We start from the raw sequence: 20473 nt of genomic DNA, 5'->3' as shown, positions 1-20473 counted from the left end.
CGCCATCCGCTATGTTTTTGGCTTCAGGCCAGGTCCAGGAAGTCCAGGATGCGCGAGAGGTGGCTGTCAAAGTCGCTGAGGGCGTGGTCGCCGCCTTCCAGGATGAGCTGCTCGGCCTCGGGGTAGCGCGCCACCATCTGGCGCCAGTCCAGCACCTCGTCGCCCTTGGCAAACACGCCCAACTGCGGGGCGGTGGCGGCCTGTTCGTGCAGGGCCAGGTCGCGCAGCTCCTGAATGTATTCGGGGCGGAAGAAGAAGGCTTCCTCGGGGTGGTGCCAACTGGTCTGCTGGCCGATGTACTGCTCCAGCGAGTGGTCCGGCCAGACGGCGGGGTTGAGCAGCACGGCCTTGCAGTGCTTCTGGTGCGCCACCCAGGTGGCGTAGTAGCCACCCAGCGAAGAGCCGATCACCGCCATGCGCTCGCCGGGCCAGTCGCGCACCTGCGCCATCACCAGCTCCATCGCGGCGCGCGGCGAGGGCGGCAGCTGCGGGCAGTACCAGCTCACCTGCGGGTGCCGGCGCTGTACGTACTCGGCCATGGTGCGGGCCTTGGTGGACTGGGGCGAGGAGCGAAAACCGTGCAGGTACAGCAGGTGGGTGGTGGGCATGGGCAGGTGTCTGTGGATGGGCGGGTGCTGCGCCGCTGGTGAGCGTCCACACGTTCCAGGGGCAAAGCGGGCAGCAGATAATGGTGGACTATGGCCGCCGAATTTGACAAGCCCAACATTCTCCAACGCATCTTGCCGCTGTTTCGTGGCTTTGATCCGCTTTTGCTGCTGATCATCGCCGGCATGGCGTCCCTGGGCCTGCTGGCCATGTATTCGGCCGGCTACGACCATGGCACGCGCTTTGTCGACCATGGGCGCAACATGCTGCTGGCGGCGGCCATCCTGTTCGTGGTGGCCCAGATCCCCCCGCACAAGCTGATGGCCGTGGCCGTGCCCTTGTACACCCTGGGGGTGGTGCTACTGGTGGCGGTGTTGCTGTTCGGCATCACGCGCAAAGGGGCGCAGCGCTGGGTGAACGTGGGCGTGGTGATCCAGCCCTCCGAGATTTTGAAGATCGCCGGCCCGCTGATGCTGGCCTGGTGGTTCCACCAGCGGGAGGGCGTGCTGCGGGCCATCGACTTCGTGGTCGCCTTTGTGCTGCTGATGGTACCTGTGGCCCTGATCATGAAGCAGCCGGACCTGGGTACGGCCCTGCTGGTGATGGCAGCGGGCCTGTCGGTGATCTTTTTTGCCGGCCTGCCGTGGAAACTGGTGGTGCCGCCCGTGGTGCTGGGGGCCGTGGGCATCGCCTGGCTGATCTGGAACGAGCCCTGGCTGTGCCAGGACGGCATGAGCTGGTACTTCCTGCACGACTACCAGCGCACCCGGGTGTGCACCCTGCTGGACCCGATGCGCGACCCGCTGGGCCGGGGCTTCCACATCATCCAGGGCATGATTGCCATCGGCTCTGGCGGCGTCTGGGGCAAGGGTTTCATGGCCGGCACGCAGACCCACCTGGAATTCATCCCCGAACGCACCACCGACTTCATCTTCGCGGCGTTCTCCGAGGAGTTCGGCCTGATCGGCAACCTGTGCCTGCTGCTGGGCTTTTTGCTGCTGGTCTGGCGTGGCCTGGCCATCGCCGTCAAGGCGCAGAACCTGTTCGGCCGCCTGATGGCTTCGGCCGTGGCGATGATCTTCTTCACCTACGCCTTCGTGAACATGGGCATGGTCAGCGGCATCTTGCCCGTGGTCGGCGTGCCCCTGCCGTTCATCAGCTATGGCGGCACGGCCATGGTGACCCTGGGGCTGGCCCTGGGGGTGCTGATGTCGGTCGCCCGCGCGCAGCGGCTGTCCATGGCGGAGCCGAAACACACGTTGTAAATCCGCGGTTGCCAGGGCTCTGCGGCTGGGCTCTTGCGCCAAGTTCGCGTACAAAGCCTCCAGGGCTGGCCAATGTCTGTGCCAGCCTTTCTTTCTTGAAAGGACCTGAGCCGTGGTTGCCAAGTACGTGCTGAAGCAATCCAAGAACGGAAAATTCTTTTTCAATCTCCATGCCGTCAACGGCCAGATCATTCTGAGCAGCGAGATGTATGAGGCCAAGGCCAGCGCCTTGAACGGTGTGGAGTCGGTGCGCAAGAATGGGCCTCTGGAGGCACGCTTTGACAAGCTCGACGGCAAGGATGGCTCATCCTACTTTACGCTCAAGGCCACGAATGGTCAGGTGATTGGCCGCAGCGAGATGTATTCCTCCAGAGTGGCACGTGACAACGGCATTGCCTCCGTCATGAAGAATGCGGCGGACGCTGCGCTGGACGACCAGAGCGCAGCGGCCGCATAGGCAGGCCCCATATGCCAACCACTGCGTGGTGAGGGCATGGCAGCCTGCCTACAATGGCAACCATGATCTCTCGCGAACCCACCATCGAGCGCCTGGCCACGGCCCGGCAACTGTTGCTAGAGCCTTTCGGCCTGGATGAAACCCACCTGTCGCGTGCGCTGGCGGAAATCCGCGCTCACCAGGTGGACGATGCAGATCTGTACTTTCAGTACACCCGTGCCGAGGGGTGGAGCCTGGAGGAAGGCATCGTCAAGACCGGCTCCTTCTCCATCGACCAGGGTGTCGGGGTGCGCGCCGTCAGTGGCGAGAAGACCGCGTTTGCCTATTCCGACGACATTTCGCTGGCCTCCTTGCTGGATGCAGCCCATGCTGTGCGTGCCATCTCCGGCAACCACCAGGAGCGCAAGGTGCGCATTCCCAAGGCCAAGGTGGCGCCTTCGCGCAGCTTGTATCCCGGCCTCGACCCCATCGCCACGATGGACAGCACCGAGAAGGTGGCCTTGCTGGGCAAGGTGGAAACCCTGGCCCGCGGCAAGGATCCGCGCATCGTGCAGGTGATGGCCGGCCTGGCCAGCGAGTACGACGTGGTGATGGTGGCGCGTGCGGATGGTACGCTGGCTGCTGATGTGCGTCCCCTGGTGCGCCTGTCGGTGACCGTGATTGCAGAGCAGAGCGGGCGCCGTGAAGTGGGCTCTTCCGGTGGTGGCGGCCGCTTTGGCCTGGCCTATTTCAGCGATGCACAGATTGCCGAGTATGTGAACGAAGCGGTCGACCAGGCCTTGGTCAATCTGGAATCCCGACCCGCCCCTGCCGGCGAGATGACCGTGGTGCTGGGCCCTGGCTGGCCCGGCGTGCTGTTGCACGAAGCCGTGGGCCATGGCCTGGAAGGCGATTTCAACCGCAAGGGATCCAGCGCCTTCAGTGGCCGCATCGGTCAGCGTGTGGCCGCCAAGGGCGTGACGATTCTGGACGACGGCACGCTGGCCGATCGCCGTGGCTCGTTGAACGTGGACGACGAAGGCTGTCCCTCGCAGGCGAATGTCCTGATCGAGGACGGCATCCTGAAAGGCTACATCCAGGATGCATTGAATGCGCGCCTGATGGGCGTCAAGCCCACCGGCAATGGTCGTCGCGAAAGCTATGCCCACCTGCCCATGCCACGCATGACCAACACCTACATGCTGGGTGGTGACAAGGATCCACAGGAAATCATCGCTTCGATCAAGAAGGGCTTGTACGCCACCAACTTTGGCGGCGGTCAGGTGGACATCACCAGCGGCAAGTTCGTGTTCTCGGCCAGCCAGGCTTACTGGGTGGAGAACGGCAAGATCCAGTATCCCGTCAAGGGGGCCACGCTGGTCGGCAACGGTCCGGAGTGCATGAAGAAGGTCAGCCTGATCGGCAATGACATGCGTCTGGACAGCGGCGTAGGTACCTGCGGCAAGGAAGGCCAGAGCGTGCCCGTGGGGGTGGGGCAACCGACCATGCGCATCGACGGGTTGACCGTGGGTGGTACGGCTTAATTTGGAATTGTTTGCAGTATTCCTGTGCTGATTGCTAGAAAGGCTGATTTGTTTCGATGAATCAGCCTTTTTTATAGGTGTTTTTGGTTTTTTCCTGAATCGTGTGTGCTGGGTTGTGTTGCAGTGCACGATTCCTGGTGTTAAAGTCTTTCGCCATGCAAGTACGTAGCGCTTTCTATTTTTACTTTTGGTTCTCGGTCCCAGGCGGATGAGAGGCAAGCGCTCGCACACACGAACACCCTCCAAAAAACCGCCGAAGCTGAAAAGCCCGGCGGTTTTTTTTCACCCATCTATTCCAACACTCCACAGGACCACGAGGCAGACATGAACGCTCACAACAACTCCACCGGCGACGCTTGGTATCGCAGCTCTGTACAAAAGACTGGCCAGACTGACGACGAACGTATCAAGGACATTACCGTGTTGCCCCCTCCCGAGCACCTCATCCGCTTCTTCCCCATCCAAGGCACACCCGTGGAGTCGCTGGTCAGCAACACGCGCCGCGCCATCCGCAACATCATGCATGGGCGCAACGACGACCGGCTGCTGGTGATTGTCGGACCTTGTTCCATCCACGACCCAGCGGCTGCGCTGGATTACGCCCGCCGTCTGGCCGATGTGCGCGAGCAGTACAAGGACACGCTGGAAGTCGTGATGCGCGTGTACTTCGAAAAGCCCCGCACCACCGTCGGCTGGAAGGGCTTGATCAACGACCCCTACCTGGACGGCAGCTACCGCATCGACGAGGGCCTGCGCATTGCCCGCCAGCTGCTGATCGACATCAACCGTCTGGGCGTGCCGGCGGCCAGCGAGTTCCTGGACGTGATCTCGCCCCAGTACATCGGTGACCTGATCAGCTGGGGCGCCATCGGTGCACGCACCACCGAAAGCCAGATCCACCGCGAACTGGCTTCGGGCATCTCGGCGCCCATCGGTTTCAAGAACGGCACGGACGGCAACATCCGCATCGCCACCGATGCCATCCAGTCCGCCAGCCATGGCCACCACTTCCTGTCCGTGCACAAGAACGGCCAGGTGGCCATCGTCCACACCGCCGGCAACCAGGATTGCCACGTCATCCTGCGCGGCGGCAAGACGCCGAATTACGACGACGCTAGCGTGCAGGCGGCCTGTGCCGACCTGGGCAAGGCCGGCCTGCCCGCCAGCCTGATGGTGGACTGCAGCCATGCCAACAGCCTGAAGCAGCACGAGCGCCAGAAGGACGTGGTGGCCGACATTGCGGCGCAGATGGAAGCCGGTTCGCGCAGCATCTTCGGTGTCATGCTGGAAAGTCACCTGGTCGCAGGGGCGCAGAAGTTCACCCCCGGCAAGGACCAGATCTGCGGCCTGCACTATGGCCAGAGCATCACCGATGCTTGCATCGGCTGGAACGATACGCTGGAGGTGTTGGATCGCCTGTCGGGCGCCGTGCAAAAACGCCGCGGCGTGGTGCAGCCCCAGGCCGTTGCCGCCGTGGCGGCCTGAGCGTGCAGGGCCTGCCCGGCAGGCCCTGCGTGGTGAAGATCTGCGGGGATTGTCTTTGCAGTGACTTTTGCCGCAAACGCTTGCTGGTATTGTGTAGGTAGCTCTTGTTTTCTATATGTTTCCGTGGTGTCCAGCGGGCACCCCTTCTTCACGCCCCGGGGCGTACGGGGCCCGCTGCAGCGCCAAGGAACACCGCTTTTCGGAAAGGCTCCCCATGATCAGTGAAGTCATTGTGCAACTCAGCGCCGACCAGCAGTTCCGTGCCGATGTGGACCGCCTGGCACCCATGGGCAACGAAGAGGCGCGCCGCTGGCTGGATGAGCAGTTTACCGCCCTGGATTGCGAGCCCCTGCGGCCCAGCGGCAAGGTGCTGTTGGCTGACAAGGTGCTGGTGGTGGCGCGCGAGGCCGGTGCCCGCCGTCTGGGCGATGAGGCCTGGTTTCAGACCTATGCGCGCGCGGCCCATGCCGTGCTGGCGCGTCCGATGATCAAGGTCGATGTGGCCGGGATGACCGTGACTTATTGAGTCCGCGCCACCCGCCCGCTGCAGCTGCAGCGCGCCGGGCCGCCACAAAAAAACCGACTGGGGACAGTCGGTTTTTTTATTGCTAAGTTGCCAGGCGCGTGCGGTCAGGCCGCGAGGTGCACTTGCAGCGCCTCCAGCAGTTTGCTGTGCACACCGCCAAAGCCGCCATTGCTCATGCAGACGATGTGGTCGCCAGGGCGTACCTGGGCAAGCACCTGCTGCACCAGGGTGTCGATGTTGTCGGTGGTGAAGGCCGCATCGCCCAGCGGCTCCAGCGCTTCGGCGGCGTTCCAGTCCAGGCCAGCGGTGTGGCAAAAGGCCAGATCGGCCTCCTTGAGCGACCAGGGCAACTGGGCCTTCATGGTGCCCAGTTTCATGGTGTTGCTGCGCGGCTCGAACACGGCCAGGATGCGCTGCTGCTGGCCGATGCGTTGGCGCAGGCCGTCCAGCGTGGTGCGGATGGCCGTGGGGTGGTGGGCAAAGTCGTCGTAGACGGTGACGCCACGCACGCTGCCGCGCAGTTCCATGCGGCGCTTGACGTTGTGAAAGCGGCCCAGGGCCTCGGCAGCCACGGCTGGAGAGACACCGACGTGCTCGGCCGCGGCGATGGCGGCCAGCGCGTTGAGCTGGTTGTGCTCACCGCTCAGCTCCCATTCCACACGGCCGACCTTGCGGCCTTGCTGCAGCACATCGAAGGCATGGTGGGCGCCTTCGGCGGTGAAGTCGCTGACCGCCGCGCCAAAGCTGCGCTGGGTGCTCCAGCAGCCCTGGTGCAGCACGCGGGCCAGGGCTTCCTCCAGCCCGTTCCAGACCACGCGGCCCGAAGCGGGCACGGTGCGCACCAGGTGGTGGAACTGGCGCTCAATGGCGGCCAGGTCCGGGAAGATGTCGGCGTGGTCGAACTCCAGGTTGTTCAACACCGCCGTGCGGGGGCGGTAGTGCACAAACTTGCTGCGCTTGTCGAAGAAGGCCGTGTCGTACTCGTCGGCCTCGATCACGAACAGGGGGCGTTCCTGGGCGGTGGCCAACTGACCCAGCCGGGCCGAGACGCCGAAGTTCAGCGGCACGCCGCCGACCAGAAAGCCCGGGGTCAGACCGGCACATTCCAGGATCCAGGCCAGCATGGAGGTGGTCGTGGTCTTGCCGTGGGTGCCGGCCACGGCCAGCACATGGCGGCCTTGCAACACATGCTCGCTCAGCCATTGCGGCCCACTGGTGTAGGGCAGGCCCTGGTCCAGGATGGCTTCCATCAGCGGGAACTTGGGGCTGCCATCGGCCAGGTGGGCGCGGCTGACCACGTTGCCGACCACGAACATGTCGGGCTGCAGGGCCAGCTGTTCGGTGCCAAAGCCTTCGATCAGCTCAATGCCCAGGGCGCGCAGTTGGTCGCTCATGGGCGGGTACACGCCCGCGTCGCAACCGGTCACGGTGTGGCCCGCTTCGCGTGCCAGTGCGGCGACGCCACCCATGAACGTGCCGCAAATGCCCAAGATATGAATATGCATGCCCGGATTCTAGGGCGTGTTCATGCTTGTGCTGCCATCGGCGGGGGCAGGCGGCCTCGGTGGCGTTCCCTGGTGGCTTCGCCCGCCACGCTGGCTGTCTGGCGGCAGCCGGTGCAAGCAGCGGTAACAGCCGCAATCCATGGAAACAGTAGCGATCTGCGCAGCATCAGCAAGCACTTCAGATAGATATGGGCAGCAAATGCTCGTTCTATCAGCGCAATCAGCTCTTGTTTTAGATAGCATACAGGCACAGTCCGATGCAGGGCGGCTGGGCAGCGGGCGGCCATGGGGGGCGCCAGGGATGGGGGCCATCGGGCAGTGCCGGGCTTTAACCCCTGGGGGCGACGGGCTGTCTGCCACCCGGGTGGCCGCTGGCTTCCCATAATCGGGGCTTTGATGGTTGACCAGAGAACACGGCATGCATTCATCTTCCGCCCTGCACGAAATCGCCCAGACTGCCGCCCGCATGGTGGTGGAAGAAGGGCTGGAATGGGGCCCCGCCAAACGCCGCGCCGCCAAGCAACTGGGGTTGCCGCCGCGCACCCCCTTGCCGGACAACGATGCGCTGGAAGCCGCCGTGCGCGAATACATCGAGATCTTTTGCGCCGACACCCAGCCGCAGGAGCTGCGGGCCCTGCGCGAGCTGGCCCTGGTGTGGATGGACCGGCTGCAGGAGTTCCGCCCCCACCTGGCCGGTGCCGTGTGGCGCGGCACGGCCACGCGCAACTCCGACATCTATATCCAGCTGTTTTGCGACGACTCCAAGTCGGCCGAGATTGCGCTGATCAACAACAACGTCCAGTACGACGTGACCCAGGTGGCAGGCTTCCATGGCGAGGCGGTGGATGCGCTGAGCATCAGCAGCCTGTGCAAGCCCCTGAACGAAGTGGTGGGCGTGCACCTGATGGTGTACGACTATGACGACCTGCGCGGGGCCCGCCGCAACGATGCACAAGGGCGCAGCCAGCGTGGCGACGCCGAGGCCGTGCGCCAGCTGCTGGCCGAGGAGGCGGTATGAGCGCGCACCCGCCCATGTCCGTGGCGCGGCGGCGCTGGTTGGCCGGTGGGGTGGCGCTGACCGCGGCCGCAGGCGGCGCCTGGCTGGCCTGGGAGCAAACCCGCAGCACCACCAGCAACGACGCCGCCCTGGAGGCGTTCTGGCAATTGCAGCTGCAGCAGCCCGAGGGGGGCGTACTGTCCCTGGCCTCCCTGCGCGGACAGCCCTTGCTGGTGAATTTCTGGGCCACCTGGTGCCCCCCCTGTGTGCGCGAGCTGCCCTTGATCAACCAGTTTGCCCAGGCCCAGGCTGCGCGCGGGGCGCATGCCGTGCGCGTGCTGGGCATTGCCGTGGACCAGGCGGCCGCCGTGAACAAATGGCTGGCGCGCCAACCCCTGAGCTTTCCCGTGGCCCTGGCCGGTGCCGGCGGGGTCACGCTGACACGCAGCCTGGGCAATATCAATGGGGGCTTGCCGTTCACCATCTTGTTGGACGGCAAGGGTCATGTGCAAGCGCGTAAAATCGGCGAACTTTCAGAAAAAGAACTGCAGCAATGGGCCACTTTCAGCTAGTGGTCACGACCATCCAGCCGGGTTTCATCAAAAAAACCTCAATGGCGATGGCGAAAAATATCTAACAAAGCGCGCAGAAGGGCGGATTTAGGGTAAATTCGCGCCCTTATTTAGTTTTAGCCGTTGGAGCTTCCATGGATCTGCGTAAACTCAAGACCCTCATCGACTTGGTGTCCGAATCGAATGTTTCGGAACTGGAAATTACCGAGGCAGAGGGCAAAGTCCGCATCGTCAAGAGCGGTGGCAACGTGGTGCAGCAGTTCGTTGCCGCGCCCATGCAAGCCGCCCCCGTGCAAGCCGCCGCCCCTGTTGCCGCTGCCCCTGCTGCTGCCGAAGCACCTGCCGCTCCTGCGGCCGTGGCTGGCCACCAGGTCAAGTCCCCCATGGTGGGTACCTTCTACCGTGCTTCCAGCCCTGGCGCCAAAGCGTTCGTGGAAGTCGGCGCCCAGGTCAAGGAAGGCGAGACCCTGTGCATCATCGAAGCCATGAAGATCCTCAACGAGATCGAGGCTGACAAGTCGGGTACCGTGACCCGCATCCTGGTCGACAATGGCCAAGCCGTGGAATACGGACAACCGCTGTTCGTGATCGAGTGAGGTCTGTTGCAGTCCCCCGCTGTGGGACTGGCCAGATTCCACGATTCGCCCCGCGAGGGGCGGTGAACAACGAGGACTTCCATGTTTAAGAAAATTTTGGTTGCCAACCGGGGTGAGATTGCCCTGCGCATCCAGCGCGCTTGCCGCGAGATGGGCATCAAGGCCGTGATGGTCTACTCCGAGGCAGACCGCGACGCGAAATACGTCAAGCTGGCCGACGAAGCGGTGTGCATTGGCCCCGCCGCATCGCCTCTGAGCTACCTCAACATGCCGGCCATCATCTCGGCCGCCGAGGTGACGGATGCCGAAGCCATCCACCCCGGCTATGGCTTCCTGAGCGAAAACGCTGACTTTGCCGAACGTGTCGAGCAAAGCGGTTTCCAGTTCATCGGCCCCACGGCCGATTCCATCCGCATCATGGGCGACAAGGTGTCGGCCAAGCAGGCGATGATCAAGGCCGGCGTGCCTTGCGTGCCCGGTTCGGACGGCGAGCTGCCCGATGACCCCGGTCAGATCAAGCGCATTGCCAAGGCGATCGGCTATCCCGTGATCATCAAGGCCGCCGGTGGCGGTGGTGGCCGTGGCATGCGCGTGGTGCACACTGAGGCCGCCCTGGTCAATGCTGTGCAGATGACCAAGGCCGAAGCCGGTGCCGCCTTCGGCAATCCTGCGGTGTACATGGAGAAGTTCCTCCAGAATCCCCGTCACGTCGAAATCCAGGTGCTGGCCGACCAGCACAAGAACGCCGTGTACCTGGGCGAGCGCGATTGCTCCATGCAGCGCCGCCACCAGAAGGTGATCGAAGAGGCGCCCGCACCTGGCATTCCTCGCCGTCTGGTGGAGAAGGTGGGCGAGCGCTGCGTGGCCGCCTGCAAGAAGATCGGCTACCGTGGTGCAGGTACGTTCGAGTTCCTCTATGAAAATGGGGAGTTCTATTTCATCGAAATGAATACCCGCGTGCAGGTGGAACACCCCGTGACCGAGCTGATCTCGGGCGTGGACATCGTGCGTACCCAGATCATGGTGGCCGCTGGCGAAAAGTTGCCTTTCACCCAGCGTGAAATCAACAACCGAATGCGTGGCCATGCGATCGAGTGCCGTATCAACGCGGAAGATCCATACAACTTCATGCCCTCGCCCGGCCGTGTGACCATGTGGCACATGCCGGGTGGTCCTGGCGTGCGTGTGGACTCCCACGTGTACAACAACTACTTCGTGCCACCGAACTACGACTCCATGATCGGCAAGCTGATCGTCTACGGTGACACCCGTGAGCAGGCCCTGGCCCGCATGCGTACCGCTTTGTCGGAAGTTGTGGTCGAAGGCATCAAGACGAATGTGCCCCTGCACCAGGACTTGATGGTGGATGCCGCATTCGCCGAAGGTGGCACGAATATTCACTATCTGGAACACTGGCTGGAGCAGCGCAAAAAGCGCTAATTCCCAGTCATTGATGACCAGTCATGCTGGCCCCTGGCGACGGGGGTCAGCATTTCGTTTTTATAAAGCTTGAAGGAGCTGCCTCATGTTTGAGCTCAGCCTGATGTGCCCCGAAGAACGGGTCGAAGATGTGAGCGACGCGCTCGATGCCCTGGATGCCTTGAGCGTTTCGGTCGAAGACATGGATGCGCAAACCGAGTCCGAGCAGCCCCTGTTCGGCGAACCCGGCATGCCGGCCCCCAAGGAAGGCTGGAACCGCAGCCGCATCGTGGCCCTGTTCCCGACCGAGGACGCGGCCCAGCGGGCCCAGGTGCTGCTGCAGTTGCAGGACTTCTTTGCCGGCTGCCAGGTGCTGGGCATCCAGGAAGTCGAGCAGCAGGACTGGGTGCGCCTGACGCAGTCCCAGTTCCAGCCCGTCGACATCACCCCTGAATTCTGGATCGTGCCCACCTGGCATGAACTGCCAGCAGACGCCAAGGTCAGCATCCGCCTGGACCCCGGCCTGGCCTTCGGCACCGGCACCCACCCCACGACCCGCATGTGCCTGCGCTGGATTGCACGCCAGCCCCAAGGCTCGTTGGGCCGCACGCTGGACTATGGCTGCGGCTCCGGCATTTTGGCGATCGGTGCGGCCAAGTTCGGCGCACAGGACATCGATGCGGTCGATATCGACCAGGATGCCGTGGTGTCGTGCGAGCTGAATGCCCAGGCCAATGGGGTCACGCTCAAGGCCGGTCTGCCGGACAAGGCCCAGGGCAGCTACCAGACCGTGCTGGCCAACATCCTGGCCACGCCGCTGAAGGTCCTGGCCCCCCTGCTGTGCGCGCATGTGCAGCCCGGCGGCCATCTGGTGCTGGCCGGCATCCTGGAGCGCCAGGCCGACGAGCTGAAGGAAGCCTACTGGCCCTACCTGCAACTGGAGGTGGCCGACAGCGAGGACGGCTGGATCCTGATGACCGCGCACCGCGCCTGAACTTGGCCGCGTGCCCTGGCGCGTGGCTGATTAACATCGGACATCTTCTGCCTGCCAGGGGGCGTGTGCCCCAGCTTCTACAATCCACGCGCGATGAGCCTGATTACCTGCTGTCCTTCTTGCGGCACCAAATTCCGTGTGGTGGCCGATCAACTGCGCATCTCCGATGGTTGGGTGCGCTGTGGTCGTTGTCAGGAAGTGTTCGATGCGGCCCAGGCCCTGGAAGAGGCACCCCCGGCGGCGCCTGCGCCCGTGCCTGCTGCGCCTGAGGTGCTGGCACCTGTGGCCGTGGCGGTCACCCGGCCAGAGCCAGAGCCAGAGCCAGAGCCAGAGCCAGAGCCAGAGCCAGAGCCAGTCTCCCTGCCTGCTGTGCCACTGGCTGCTGTGCCTGTGGAACTGTCCACGCCGGCGCCGCGCGCCGAGCCCGTGGCGGCGGGCTATGAACTGCCCGCGCCGGTGGATTCGGACAGCGAGTTGGCCCCGGAAGCCTGGCTGGACCAGCCGATGGCGGCAGTCCACGATGCGTCAGTGTGGCGGGCGAGTGCTGCCGGTGTAGTGGGTGCCACATTGCCGCGCGAGCCCGTCTGGGAGGAGGCCGCGCCTTGGGAGCCGCAGCAGGCCTTGCCTGCCGAGGAAGCCCAGGCCGCGGCGTGGCAGCAGGCGCTGCAGACCCCACCCCAAACGCAGTCCGAACCCGAGCCGCTGCCCCCGATGGTCACGGAGCTTGGGGCCCAGGATGCCGTGGCGCCAGAACCGGCGCCGCACGCACCCGCGGCCCCTGAGGCCCTGCCGTCCGAAGAAACCGACGATCTCGAAACCGAGGCCCTGCCCAGCTTTGTCAAGGAAGCCCAGCGCAAGGCCTGGTGGAACCAGCCCGGCGTGCGTTTTGCCATGGGCATGCTGGTGATCCTGCTGCCGCTGGCGCTGCTGCTGCAGATCGCCGTGCACGAGCGCAACACCCTGGTCGCCTGGAAACCCCACTGGCGCCCCTTTTTCCAGACCATGTGCATTGCGCTGCGCTGTGAACTGGCGCCGCGCCAGCACATTGCGGCCGTGGTGCTGACCGGTTCTTCGTTCCGCCAGGATGCGCAACCCCACCGCTACCGTCTGGAGCTGAGCATCCAGAACCAGGCGACCACCTCGGTGGCCACGCCGGCGGTGGAATTGACGCTGACCGATGCCCAGGACCAGGTGCTGGTGCGCAAGGTGCTGCTGCCCAGCGACATCGGTGCGCCGGTCGAGCTGGCCGCCCAGACCGAATGGGAAGGCAGCCTGTCGGTGGTCACCCAAGGGCTGCACCTGGCCGTCTCCGGCTACCGGGTGCTGGCCTTCTATCCCTGATTTCTTTTTCCCATCACGAAAGTTTGACCATGGCTGCACTGATTTGCGGTTCCCTCGCCTTTGACACCATCATGAGTTTTGAGGGCAAGTTTGCCAATCAGATCCTGCCGGAGCAGTTGCACATCCTGAACGTGTCGTTCCTGGTGCCTTCGCTGCGCCGCGATTTTGGCGGCTGCGCCGGCAACATCGCCTACAGCCTGAAGCTGCTGGGCGGCCAGCCCCTGCCCATGGCCACCGTGGGCGAGGATGGCGCCAGCTACCTGGGCCGCATGCGCACTCTGGGCATCGAAACGCGCTATGTGCGTCAGCTGGACGACACCTACACCGCCCAGGCCATGATCATGACCGACAGCGACAACAACCAGATCACGGCCTTCCACCCCGGTGCCATGACCGAGGCCCATGTCAACGTCATCGATGGCAGCGAAGGCGCCGCCGTGGGCATCGTCTCACCCGATGGCCGCGATGCCATACAGCAGCACGCCGCGCAGTTCCAGGCCGCGGGCATTCCGTTTGTGTTCGATCCCGGCCAGGGCCTGCCCATGTTCAATGGCCAGGAGCTGTTGACCTTTGTCGAACAGGCCAGCTGGATTGCCGTGAACGACTACGAGGCCAAGATGCTGTGCGACCGCACCGGCCTGGACCTGGCGGCGCTGAGCCACAAGGTGCAGGGCCTGGTGGTGACCCTGGGCGCCCAGGGCTGCGAAGTCTGGGAGCAGGGCGTGAAAACCCTGGTGGCGCCGGTGGCGCCCACCGAGGTGGTCGACCCCACCGGCTGCGGCGATGCCTGGCGTGGTGCGCTGCTGTTCGGTCTGGAGCAGGGCTGGTCCCTGGCACGCTGCGCAGCGCTGGGCAACCGCGTGGGGGCACTGAAGGTGGCGTCCAAGGGACCGCAGAACTATGTGCTGGATTTCGATCCCGCTACTTTTGCTGCCTGAGGCCATGCCGGCCCGCAGGCCGGCTGCGGGCCGTGTCCATGAAAAAAAGGAACCTTTGGGTTCCTTTTTTTCATAGCTGTCTGCGTAGGCTACTGGCGGGCTGTGCGCACATTCGGAGGCAAAGCCATGGGGTGGCTGGTGCGCAGCGGGTTGATGTCCAGACCGCCACGGCGCGTATAGCGCGCATAGACGCTGAGCTTCATAGGCTGGCACTGGCGCGTGATGTCCATAAAGATGCGTTCCACGCACTGCTCGTGGAATTCGTTGTGGTTGCGAAAGCTCACGATGTAGCGCAGCAGGCTTTCCTGGTCGATGGCCGCGCCGGTGTAGCTGATCTGCACGCTGCCCCAGTCAGGCTGGCCGGTGACCAGGCAATTGCTCTTGAGCAGGTGGCTGACCAGGGTTTCGGTCACGGGCGGGTTATCGTGGTCGGCCTTGAGCAGGTCGGGGCGCGGCGTGTAGTCGCTGCATTCGATGTCCAGGCGGTCCAGGTTCAGGCCCTGCAGCTCCTGCACCTTCTGTAGCTCGAAGGCATCCTGGGCGATGACGCGCACGCTGGCCGACGACTGGCGCACGGCCGCGCCGCGCCACAGGGCCTCGTTGACGTCCTCGCGCAGGCGCTCCTGCACGGCCTCCAGGCTGTCGAAGCGGCTGTTGTTGAAGCTGTTGAGGTACAGCTTGAACGACTTGCTCTCGATGATGTGCGGGGTCTCGCAGGGGATAGTGAAGTGCGCCAACGCCACCTGGGGCTTGCCGCGGGCATTCAGCCACGACAGCTCGAACGCGGTCCACAGGTCGGCGCCGAAGAAGGGCAGGGCCCCGGTGATGCCGATTTCCTCACGCTTGCCGCTGCGCGGAATGGGAAACAGCAGGCTGGGGTCGTACTGGTCGGCATAGGCAGAGGACTTGCCCAGTTGCGATTGTTCAGGTGTATTCATAGATATTCATAGCTGCCTGCGCAGGCTGGGTGCGCGCTGGCGGGCGATTGGGGTCAAACTTCGACGGATCAGGTAAAGGCATGCTCGCGCAGCCATTTGGTGGCGATCCATTTTTCGCCCTGCAGCACCGGGTCACCAGCGTGCAGGGTCAGGCTCTGGGCGTCGGGGCGAGGGTAGCGGAAGAACACGGCCTGCCCCGGGCGTGGGTGAATGCGCAGCTGGCTTTCAGGGAAATAGGTGCAGCCGCCGGCGCTGACCGTGTTGAGGTAGATCACCAGGGTGGCGACGCGCTGCCCGCCACGGCGCAGCACCGGCGCACTGCCCGGGTCCTGCGGGTTGAAGTAGTCGTGGTGCGGCTTGTACTGGGCGCCGGGCCGGTAGTTCAGCACCTGCAGGCCTTCGCCGCGCTCCACCGGCCACTGCAGCAGGTGGGCGATGCGGGCCTCCAGGGCGCGCACCGTCGGGGTCTGGCCGCGCTGGAAGAACATGCCATCGCTGGTGCGGTCGGGGTTGATCTCTTCGCCGCCGGCCTCTTTGGCCACGGTCCTGGAGCGGGCCATCGCCGGGCGGGCTTCGGCAATCAGCTGGGCGCATTCCTCGGGACTCAGCAACTGGTCCAGCAGCACCAGGCGCGGGCGCTGCATGGACAGCAGCACCTGGACGTGGCGGTCGCCGGCGTCCAGCGCGTTGCAGCCGTCCTGCAGGCGCAGGTCCGGCATCTCCATGGATGCATTCGGTGCGGCAGCCGTCGGGCGCAGCAGCAGGTCGGTGGCAGCCTGGGCAATGGGCGCCGACCAGCCCGCGGTGACCAGGCTGTGCTGCAGCGCGGCCGGGCTGTGGCCGGCGGCCAGCTGGGTCTGCACCCATTGCAGCAGGGCGGGGGTGCTGCCGGGGACCTGGGCCGACAACTGTTCCAAAGACTGGGGCACGGCAATCTCCTTGTCGTGGGCGCGTCCTCAGGCTGGGCGGGACCGCCTGCGGGCTCAGTCGGCGTTGCGCCGGAAGACCAGGCGGTCAGGGGACGAGACCTCTGGGGCGTAAGCGTAGCCCTTTTCGTCAAACTGCATCAACTGCTCGGGCCGGGTCAGCCGGTGCTGGATGGCATAGCGTGCCATCAGCCCGCGGGCATGCTTGGCATGGAAGCTGATGATCTTGTACTTGCCGCCCTTGTAGTCCTCGAACACGCACTCCACCACGCGGGCCTGGAGGTGCTTCAGATCGACGGACTTGAAGTATTCCTGCGATGCCAGATTGACCACCACCGGCTGTGCGCTGCGGGCCTGGCGTTCGTTGAGCAGCTGGGCGATGCGTGTCCCCCAGAACTGGTAGAGGTTGCTGCCGTGGTCCGTGGCCAGGCGTGTGCCCATTTCCAGGCGGTAGGGCTGCATCAAGTCCAGCGGGCGCAGGGCGCCGTACAGGCCGCTGAGCATCAGCACGTGGTTCTGCGCCCAAGCGATGTCGTCGGAGCTCAGGGAATAGGCATCCAGCCCCTCGTACACGTCACCGTTGAAGGCAAACAGCGCCTGGCGCGCGTTGTCGGGCGTGAACTCTGGCTGCCAGGCGGCGTAGCGCGCCGTGTTCAATTGGGCCAGCTTGTCGCTGATCGACATCAGCGCCGCCACCTCCTGCGGCGGCAGCTGGCGCAAGCGGGCAATGAGTTCGGCGGATTGCGCAATGAAAGGGGGTAGGGTGTGGGGCAGTCCGGCAGGCAGCGGACGTTCGTAATCCAGGGATTTGGCGGGCGAGAGCAACAACAGCATGGGCACGGTCGGTAGGGCGGCAACAGCGGGCGTCAATAAAGCACCGGGGGCCCTAGGCCCCCGGTAGCTGTCAGCGTTTTAGGCTGTGGTGCTGGTCTGCTCAAACGGCAGGACCATGTCGCTCAGGTCCTTGCGGGTCTCGACCAGGACCAGCGGGCCTTCGTCGATCACCACCACGGGGGGACGTTCGCGCGGGATGCGCACGGGTTGTGGTTCCGCGGCAATCGCGGCCTGCACGGCGGCCACCTTGTCGGCGTCCGAGTTGACCCATTCCAGGCCTACATCGCGTGCCAGCTGCACCAGCTCACCCACGGGCAGGGCATAGGCCTGCACACGGGGCATGGCGGCTGCAGCGGCCGGGGCGGCGGGTGCCACAGCAGGGGCTGCGGGGGCCGCTGCCACTTCGGCCACAACCACAGGGGCGGGTGCCGCAGCGACAGGGGCTGCTTCGACCGGTGCAGCCACGGCGGTGTCTGCGGCGGCCGGGGTGGCCTCTTCGGCGGCTGTCACCTGGCTGAAGTAGCTGCGGCGCGGCGTGCTGTCCACCACGGTCTCGGCGTCGGCGTCCACGGCGGCAGGGGCCACCACGGCAGCGTCTTCCTCGCCGTTCACGGTGTCCTCGTCACGGGGCGCACCGTTGCGGTCGCGGCCGTTGCGGCGATCGCGGCCGTAGCGGTCACGCGAGCGGCGGCCATTGCGGGGCGCGTCCTCGGCGCTGGTCGCGCTGGGGTCCTGGCCTTCCACGGCCTGGAGATTCCCGGTCACGTCTTGCACGTTGGTGTCGACCACGGGCAGGGCCGGTGCGTCGCCCTGGCGGCGGTCACGGCGCTCGCCGCGCTCGCGGCGTGGCTGGCGCTCGGCGCGTTCGGTCTCCGGGGCCTGCAGGCTGGCGTCACCAGGGGCCGCAGCTTGCAGGTTGCGCTGCTCGCTCACCTCGGCATTGCGTGGCTGGCGTTCACGGCCGCGGGGCTCGCGCTGGGGGCGGTTGCTGTCGCCCGAACGCTGTTCGCTGCGTTCGCCGCGCTCGTTCCGGTCGTTGCGCGGTTCGCCGCGGCGGCCACGTTCGCTGCCACCGGCTTCGTTGCGGGGACCGCGTTCGCTGTTGTCACCGCGTTCGCTGCGCTCGCCACGGCGGTTGCCGCGCTCGCCATTGCGGCCATTGCGCTCACCGTTGCGGCCATTGCGCTCGCCCTGGCGGCCTTCGCGCGGGGTCTCGGCCTTGGCCGGTGCCACAGGTTCCGCCGCCGGCTTGGCGCCGAAGCCGAACAGGCTCTTGAGCCAGGCAAAGAAGCCTTGCTCGCGCACTTCGGTGCGTGGCGCAGCCGCTGCGGCGGCTTGGGGGCGCTGGGCACCACCGGTGCGGGGCTTGTCGGCGCTGCGGGCGACAGGCTGGGGGCGCGCTTCGGGCGCGGGCGGCGCATCGGGCAGCACACCCTTGATGACTGGCGTCTGCTTGTTGGTGGGTTCCTGCGAGCGGCGGGTGACCTTGGTCACGTCTTCCGTTTCCTCGGCCAGCCTGTAGCTGGCGTCCAGGTTTTCCAGGCGTGGATCGTCGTGCTTGAGGCGCTCCAGCTTGTAGTGCGGCGTCTCCATCGACTTGTTGGGCACCATCAGCACGGAGACGCGCTGCTTGAGCTCGATCTTGGCAATCTCGGTGCGCTTCTCGTTGAGCAGGAAGGAGGCCACTTCCACGGGCACCTGGCAGTGCACGGCGGCCGTGTTGTCCTTCATGGACTCTTCCTGGATGATGCGCAGGATCTGCAGCGCCGAGGACTCGGTGTCGCGGATGTGGCCAGAGCCGCCGCAGCGCGGGCAGTTGATGTGGGCGCCTTCGCTCAGCGCGGGCTTGAGGCGCTGGCGGCTCATTTCCATCAGGCCGAACTTGCTGATGGTGCCGAACTGCACGCGGGCACGGTCCTGGCGCAGGGCGTCGCGCAGGCGGTTTTCCACTTCGCGGCGGTTCTTCGACTCTTCCATGTCGATGAAGTCGATCACGATCAGACCACCCAGGTCGCGCAGGCGCATCTGGCGGGCCACTTCGTCGGCGGCTTCCAGGTTGGTGCGGGTGGCGGTTTCCTCGATGTCGCCGCCCTTGATGGCGCGGGCCGAGTTCACGTCCACCGACACCAGGGCTTCGGTGTGGTCGATCACGATGGCGCCGCCGGAGGGCAGCTGCACCACGCGGGAGTAGGCCGACTCGATCTGGTGTTCGATCTGGAAGCGGCTGAACAGCGGGGCGTCGTCGCGGTAGCGCTTCACGCGGGCGGCATGCTCGGGCATGACGTGCGCCATGAACTGCTGCGCCTGTTCGTAGATGTCGTCGGTGTCGATCAGGATGTCACCGATGTCATTGTTGAAGTAGTCGCGGATGGCGCGGATCACCAGGCTGGATTCCTGGTAGATCAGGAAGGCGCCCTTGCCGCCCTTGGCTGCGCCGTCTATGGCGGTCCACAGTTGCAGCAGGTAGTTCAGGTCCCACTGCAGTTCGGGGGCGGAGCGACCGATCCCGGCCGTGCGCGCGATGATGGACATGCCCTTGGGGTACTCGAGCTGGTCCATCGCCTCCTTGAGTTCGGCACGCTCTTCGCCCTCGATGCGGCGCGAGACACCACCGCCACGGGGGTTGTTGGGCATCAGCACCACATAGCGGCCCGCCAGGGAGATGAAAGTGGTCAGGGCCGCGCCCTTGTTGCCACGTTCTTCCTTCTCGACCTGGACGATCAGCTCCTGGCCTTCGCGGATCACATCGTTGATGCGGGCCTGGCTGGGGGCCACGCCTTCGGTGAAGTACTGCTTGGAGATTTCCTTGAAGGGCAGGAAGCCGTGGCGGTCTTCGCCGTAATCCACGAAGCAGGCTTCCAGCGAGGGCTCCACGCGGGTGACCACCGCCTTGTAGATGTTGCCCTTGCGTTGTTCGCGACCTTCGATTTCGATCTCGTAGTCCAGCAGCTTCTGGCCATCCACGATGGCCAGGCGGCGTTCTTCAGACTGCGTCGCGTTAATCAGCATCCGTTTCATGATGCATATCCTTTTCGTTGTGTGGCGGCCGGCCAGCAGCAACGCGCTGCGGTACCGACACGCCTTTGACTCTTCATCAAAGACAGGCTCTGTAGGAGCCGAAGATGCCGGGTTGCCGCGTTGAAACGAAAAGAAAGGGAATCGACCTGGGCCTGATTGCGATGGCGTTGCTTAGGTCAGCAACGGTGGCAAGGGCAGGGGACAGGGGGCGAGTGACGCTGTGCGCAGGTCCCGCACCGTGCGGTGATGGCCTGTGGCAGCGCGAAGGACAGGGCGTGCGCCTGGCGTGCGGGCACGCAGCACCGGCATCTGCCGCTGCGTCATACCAAGCAACCAAGAAAGAAGTACCCACATACTCGCCGATTTCGAAGACGTGGATGGCTTGGAGCAAGCGGCTCCAAACACCACCATCCACGTGAAGATTCCGTTCAGTGTTTCAATGCGTCAACCAGCCAGATCCCGCCCCGAGACCACCGACAATCGGGTGGATTTTGATGGGCGCGGCATCCGTGGCATCGACCTGCCTGCGCCGG

At 64.9% G+C, this 20473-nt stretch carries 18 protein-coding genes and 1 pseudogene; 13 read left to right on the top strand and 6 right to left on the bottom strand.

All coding sequences use genetic code 11. From position 1 onward, the window contains the following. Positions 1 to 23 precede the first annotated feature (23 nt). Complete coding sequence (locus CA2_RS00565; RefSeq protein ID WP_042411396.1) at positions 24 to 608, bottom strand: YqiA/YcfP family alpha/beta fold hydrolase; 585 nt, start codon at positions 606 to 608, stop codon at positions 24 to 26. Positions 609 to 698: 90 nt separating this feature from the next. On the opposite strand from CA2_RS00565, the gene rodA reads away from it, so the two are divergent. The 5 genes from rodA (at position 699) to CA2_RS00540 (ending at position 5862) form a co-directional block, all read left to right on the top strand. After that, entirely contained in the window at positions 699 to 1871 is a 1173-nt protein-coding gene (rodA, locus tag CA2_RS00560) for a rod shape-determining protein RodA (protein WP_042411393.1), read from the top strand. A 112-nt stretch (positions 1872 to 1983) separates the two neighbouring features. Next, positions 1984 to 2328, top strand: a complete 345-nt coding sequence (locus CA2_RS00555; protein ID WP_042411390.1) for a YegP family protein — start codon at positions 1984 to 1986, stop codon at positions 2326 to 2328. 62 nt (positions 2329 to 2390) lie between these two features. Continuing rightward, the gene (tldD, locus tag CA2_RS00550) at positions 2391 to 3851 is read left to right on the top strand and encodes a metalloprotease TldD (protein ID WP_042411388.1); all 1461 of its coding nucleotides are present in this window, start codon (positions 2391 to 2393) and stop codon (positions 3849 to 3851) included. A gap of 324 nt (positions 3852 to 4175) precedes the next feature. Next, positions 4176 to 5336: a 3-deoxy-7-phosphoheptulonate synthase gene (locus CA2_RS00545; protein ID WP_042411386.1), complete on the top strand. Its 1161-nt coding sequence runs from the start codon at positions 4176 to 4178 to the stop codon at positions 5334 to 5336. A 214-nt stretch (positions 5337 to 5550) separates the two neighbouring features. Further along, on the top strand, positions 5551 to 5862 hold the full coding sequence (locus CA2_RS00540; protein WP_042411384.1) for a hypothetical protein: 312 nt from the start codon (positions 5551 to 5553) through the stop codon (positions 5860 to 5862). 104 nt (positions 5863 to 5966) lie between these two features. Here the strand turns inward: CA2_RS00540 and mpl are convergent, their stop codons facing one another. After that, positions 5967 to 7367, bottom strand: coding sequence for a UDP-N-acetylmuramate:L-alanyl-gamma-D-glutamyl-meso-diaminopimelate ligase (gene mpl, locus CA2_RS00535; protein WP_042411381.1), 1401 nt, complete (start codon positions 7365 to 7367; stop codon positions 5967 to 5969). Between the two features lie 418 nt (positions 7368 to 7785). On the opposite strand from mpl, the gene CA2_RS00530 reads away from it, so the two are divergent. The 8 genes and pseudogenes from CA2_RS00530 to CA2_RS00500 all read left to right on the top strand — a co-directional run bounded on the left by CA2_RS00530 (position 7786) and on the right by CA2_RS00500 (position 14224). Continuing rightward, positions 7786 to 8385 (top strand): hypothetical protein, encoded by a 600-nt coding sequence (locus tag CA2_RS00530; protein WP_042411379.1) that lies wholly within the window; start codon positions 7786 to 7788, stop codon positions 8383 to 8385. Beyond that, positions 8382 to 8936 (top strand): TlpA family protein disulfide reductase, encoded by a 555-nt coding sequence (locus CA2_RS00525; protein ID WP_042411376.1) that lies wholly within the window; start codon positions 8382 to 8384, stop codon positions 8934 to 8936. The genes CA2_RS00530 and CA2_RS00525 overlap by 4 nt, the downstream gene beginning before the upstream one ends. A gap of 134 nt (positions 8937 to 9070) precedes the next feature. Then, on the top strand, positions 9071 to 9532 hold the full coding sequence (gene accB, locus CA2_RS00520; RefSeq protein WP_042411374.1) for an acetyl-CoA carboxylase biotin carboxyl carrier protein: 462 nt from the start codon (positions 9071 to 9073) through the stop codon (positions 9530 to 9532). Positions 9533 to 9613: 81 nt separating this feature from the next. Beyond that, complete coding sequence (gene accC, locus CA2_RS00515) at positions 9614 to 10972, top strand: acetyl-CoA carboxylase biotin carboxylase subunit (protein WP_042411372.1); 1359 nt, start codon at positions 9614 to 9616, stop codon at positions 10970 to 10972. Between the two features lie 85 nt (positions 10973 to 11057). After that, positions 11058 to 11945 carry a 50S ribosomal protein L11 methyltransferase gene (gene prmA / locus CA2_RS00510; RefSeq protein WP_042411369.1) on the top strand — a complete coding sequence of 296 codons (888 nt, stop codon included), beginning with the start codon at positions 11058 to 11060 and terminating at the stop codon, positions 11943 to 11945. A 93-nt stretch (positions 11946 to 12038) separates the two neighbouring features. After that, positions 12039 to 12107: pseudogene (locus CA2_RS18790) on the top strand (zinc-ribbon domain-containing protein); the annotation flags it as partial. A gap of 228 nt (positions 12108 to 12335) precedes the next feature. Beyond that, the gene (locus tag CA2_RS00505) at positions 12336 to 13286 is read left to right on the top strand and encodes a DUF3426 domain-containing protein (protein WP_052369777.1); all 951 of its coding nucleotides are present in this window, start codon (positions 12336 to 12338) and stop codon (positions 13284 to 13286) included. A 29-nt stretch (positions 13287 to 13315) separates the two neighbouring features. Beyond that, positions 13316 to 14224, top strand: coding sequence for a carbohydrate kinase family protein (locus CA2_RS00500; protein WP_042411658.1), 909 nt, complete (start codon positions 13316 to 13318; stop codon positions 14222 to 14224). 89 nt (positions 14225 to 14313) lie between these two features. Here CA2_RS00500 and queF read toward each other — a convergent pair whose 3' ends face one another. From queF to CA2_RS00480, 4 genes are all read right to left on the bottom strand, one after another. Beyond that, positions 14314 to 15162, bottom strand: a complete 849-nt coding sequence (queF, locus tag CA2_RS00495; protein ID WP_042411363.1) for an NADPH-dependent 7-cyano-7-deazaguanine reductase QueF — start codon at positions 15160 to 15162, stop codon at positions 14314 to 14316. 68 nt (positions 15163 to 15230) lie between these two features. Then, the gene (locus CA2_RS00490) at positions 15231 to 16091 is read right to left on the bottom strand and encodes a 2OG-Fe(II) oxygenase (protein WP_042411360.1); all 861 of its coding nucleotides are present in this window, start codon (positions 16089 to 16091) and stop codon (positions 15231 to 15233) included. A 54-nt stretch (positions 16092 to 16145) separates the two neighbouring features. Further along, positions 16146 to 16922, bottom strand: a complete 777-nt coding sequence (gene yaaA / locus CA2_RS00485) for a peroxide stress protein YaaA (RefSeq protein WP_042411357.1) — start codon at positions 16920 to 16922, stop codon at positions 16146 to 16148. 78 nt (positions 16923 to 17000) lie between these two features. Continuing rightward, positions 17001 to 19940: an Rne/Rng family ribonuclease gene (locus CA2_RS00480; RefSeq protein WP_042411354.1), complete on the bottom strand. Its 2940-nt coding sequence runs from the start codon at positions 19938 to 19940 to the stop codon at positions 17001 to 17003. Between the last annotated feature and the right edge of the window lie 533 nt (positions 19941 to 20473).

This window comes from Comamonas aquatica NBRC 14918 (assembly GCF_000739875.1).
GTDB lineage: Bacteria > Pseudomonadota > Gammaproteobacteria > Burkholderiales > Burkholderiaceae_C > Comamonas > Comamonas aquatica.
This window is presented reverse-complemented; position numbering and strand designations above follow the sequence as displayed.

Coding starts and splice junctions, on each gene's coding strand:
- prmA (WP_042411369.1), top strand. CDS start 11,058: ATGTTTGAGCTCAGCCTGATGTGCCCCGAAGAACGGGTCGAAGATGTG.
- yaaA (WP_042411357.1), bottom strand. CDS start 16,922: ATGCTGTTGTTGCTCTCGCCCGCCAAATCCCTGGATTACGAACGTCCG.
- CA2_RS00545 (WP_042411386.1), top strand. CDS start 4,176: ATGAACGCTCACAACAACTCCACCGGCGACGCTTGGTATCGCAGCTCT.
- mpl (WP_042411381.1), bottom strand. CDS start 7,367: ATGCATATTCATATCTTGGGCATTTGCGGCACGTTCATGGGTGGCGTC.
- CA2_RS00565 (WP_042411396.1), bottom strand. CDS start 608: ATGCCCACCACCCACCTGCTGTACCTGCACGGTTTTCGCTCCTCGCCC.
- tldD (WP_042411388.1), top strand. CDS start 2,391: ATGATCTCTCGCGAACCCACCATCGAGCGCCTGGCCACGGCCCGGCAA.
- rodA (WP_042411393.1), top strand. CDS start 699: ATGGCCGCCGAATTTGACAAGCCCAACATTCTCCAACGCATCTTGCCG.
- accB (WP_042411374.1), top strand. CDS start 9,071: ATGGATCTGCGTAAACTCAAGACCCTCATCGACTTGGTGTCCGAATCG.
- accC (WP_042411372.1), top strand. CDS start 9,614: ATGTTTAAGAAAATTTTGGTTGCCAACCGGGGTGAGATTGCCCTGCGC.
- CA2_RS00525 (WP_042411376.1), top strand. CDS start 8,382: ATGAGCGCGCACCCGCCCATGTCCGTGGCGCGGCGGCGCTGGTTGGCC.
- queF (WP_042411363.1), bottom strand. CDS start 15,162: ATGAATACACCTGAACAATCGCAACTGGGCAAGTCCTCTGCCTATGCC.
- CA2_RS00500 (WP_042411658.1), top strand. CDS start 13,316: ATGGCTGCACTGATTTGCGGTTCCCTCGCCTTTGACACCATCATGAGT.
- CA2_RS00530 (WP_042411379.1), top strand. CDS start 7,786: ATGCATTCATCTTCCGCCCTGCACGAAATCGCCCAGACTGCCGCCCGC.
- CA2_RS00540 (WP_042411384.1), top strand. CDS start 5,551: ATGATCAGTGAAGTCATTGTGCAACTCAGCGCCGACCAGCAGTTCCGT.
- CA2_RS00480 (WP_042411354.1), bottom strand. CDS start 19,940: ATGAAACGGATGCTGATTAACGCGACGCAGTCTGAAGAACGCCGCCTG.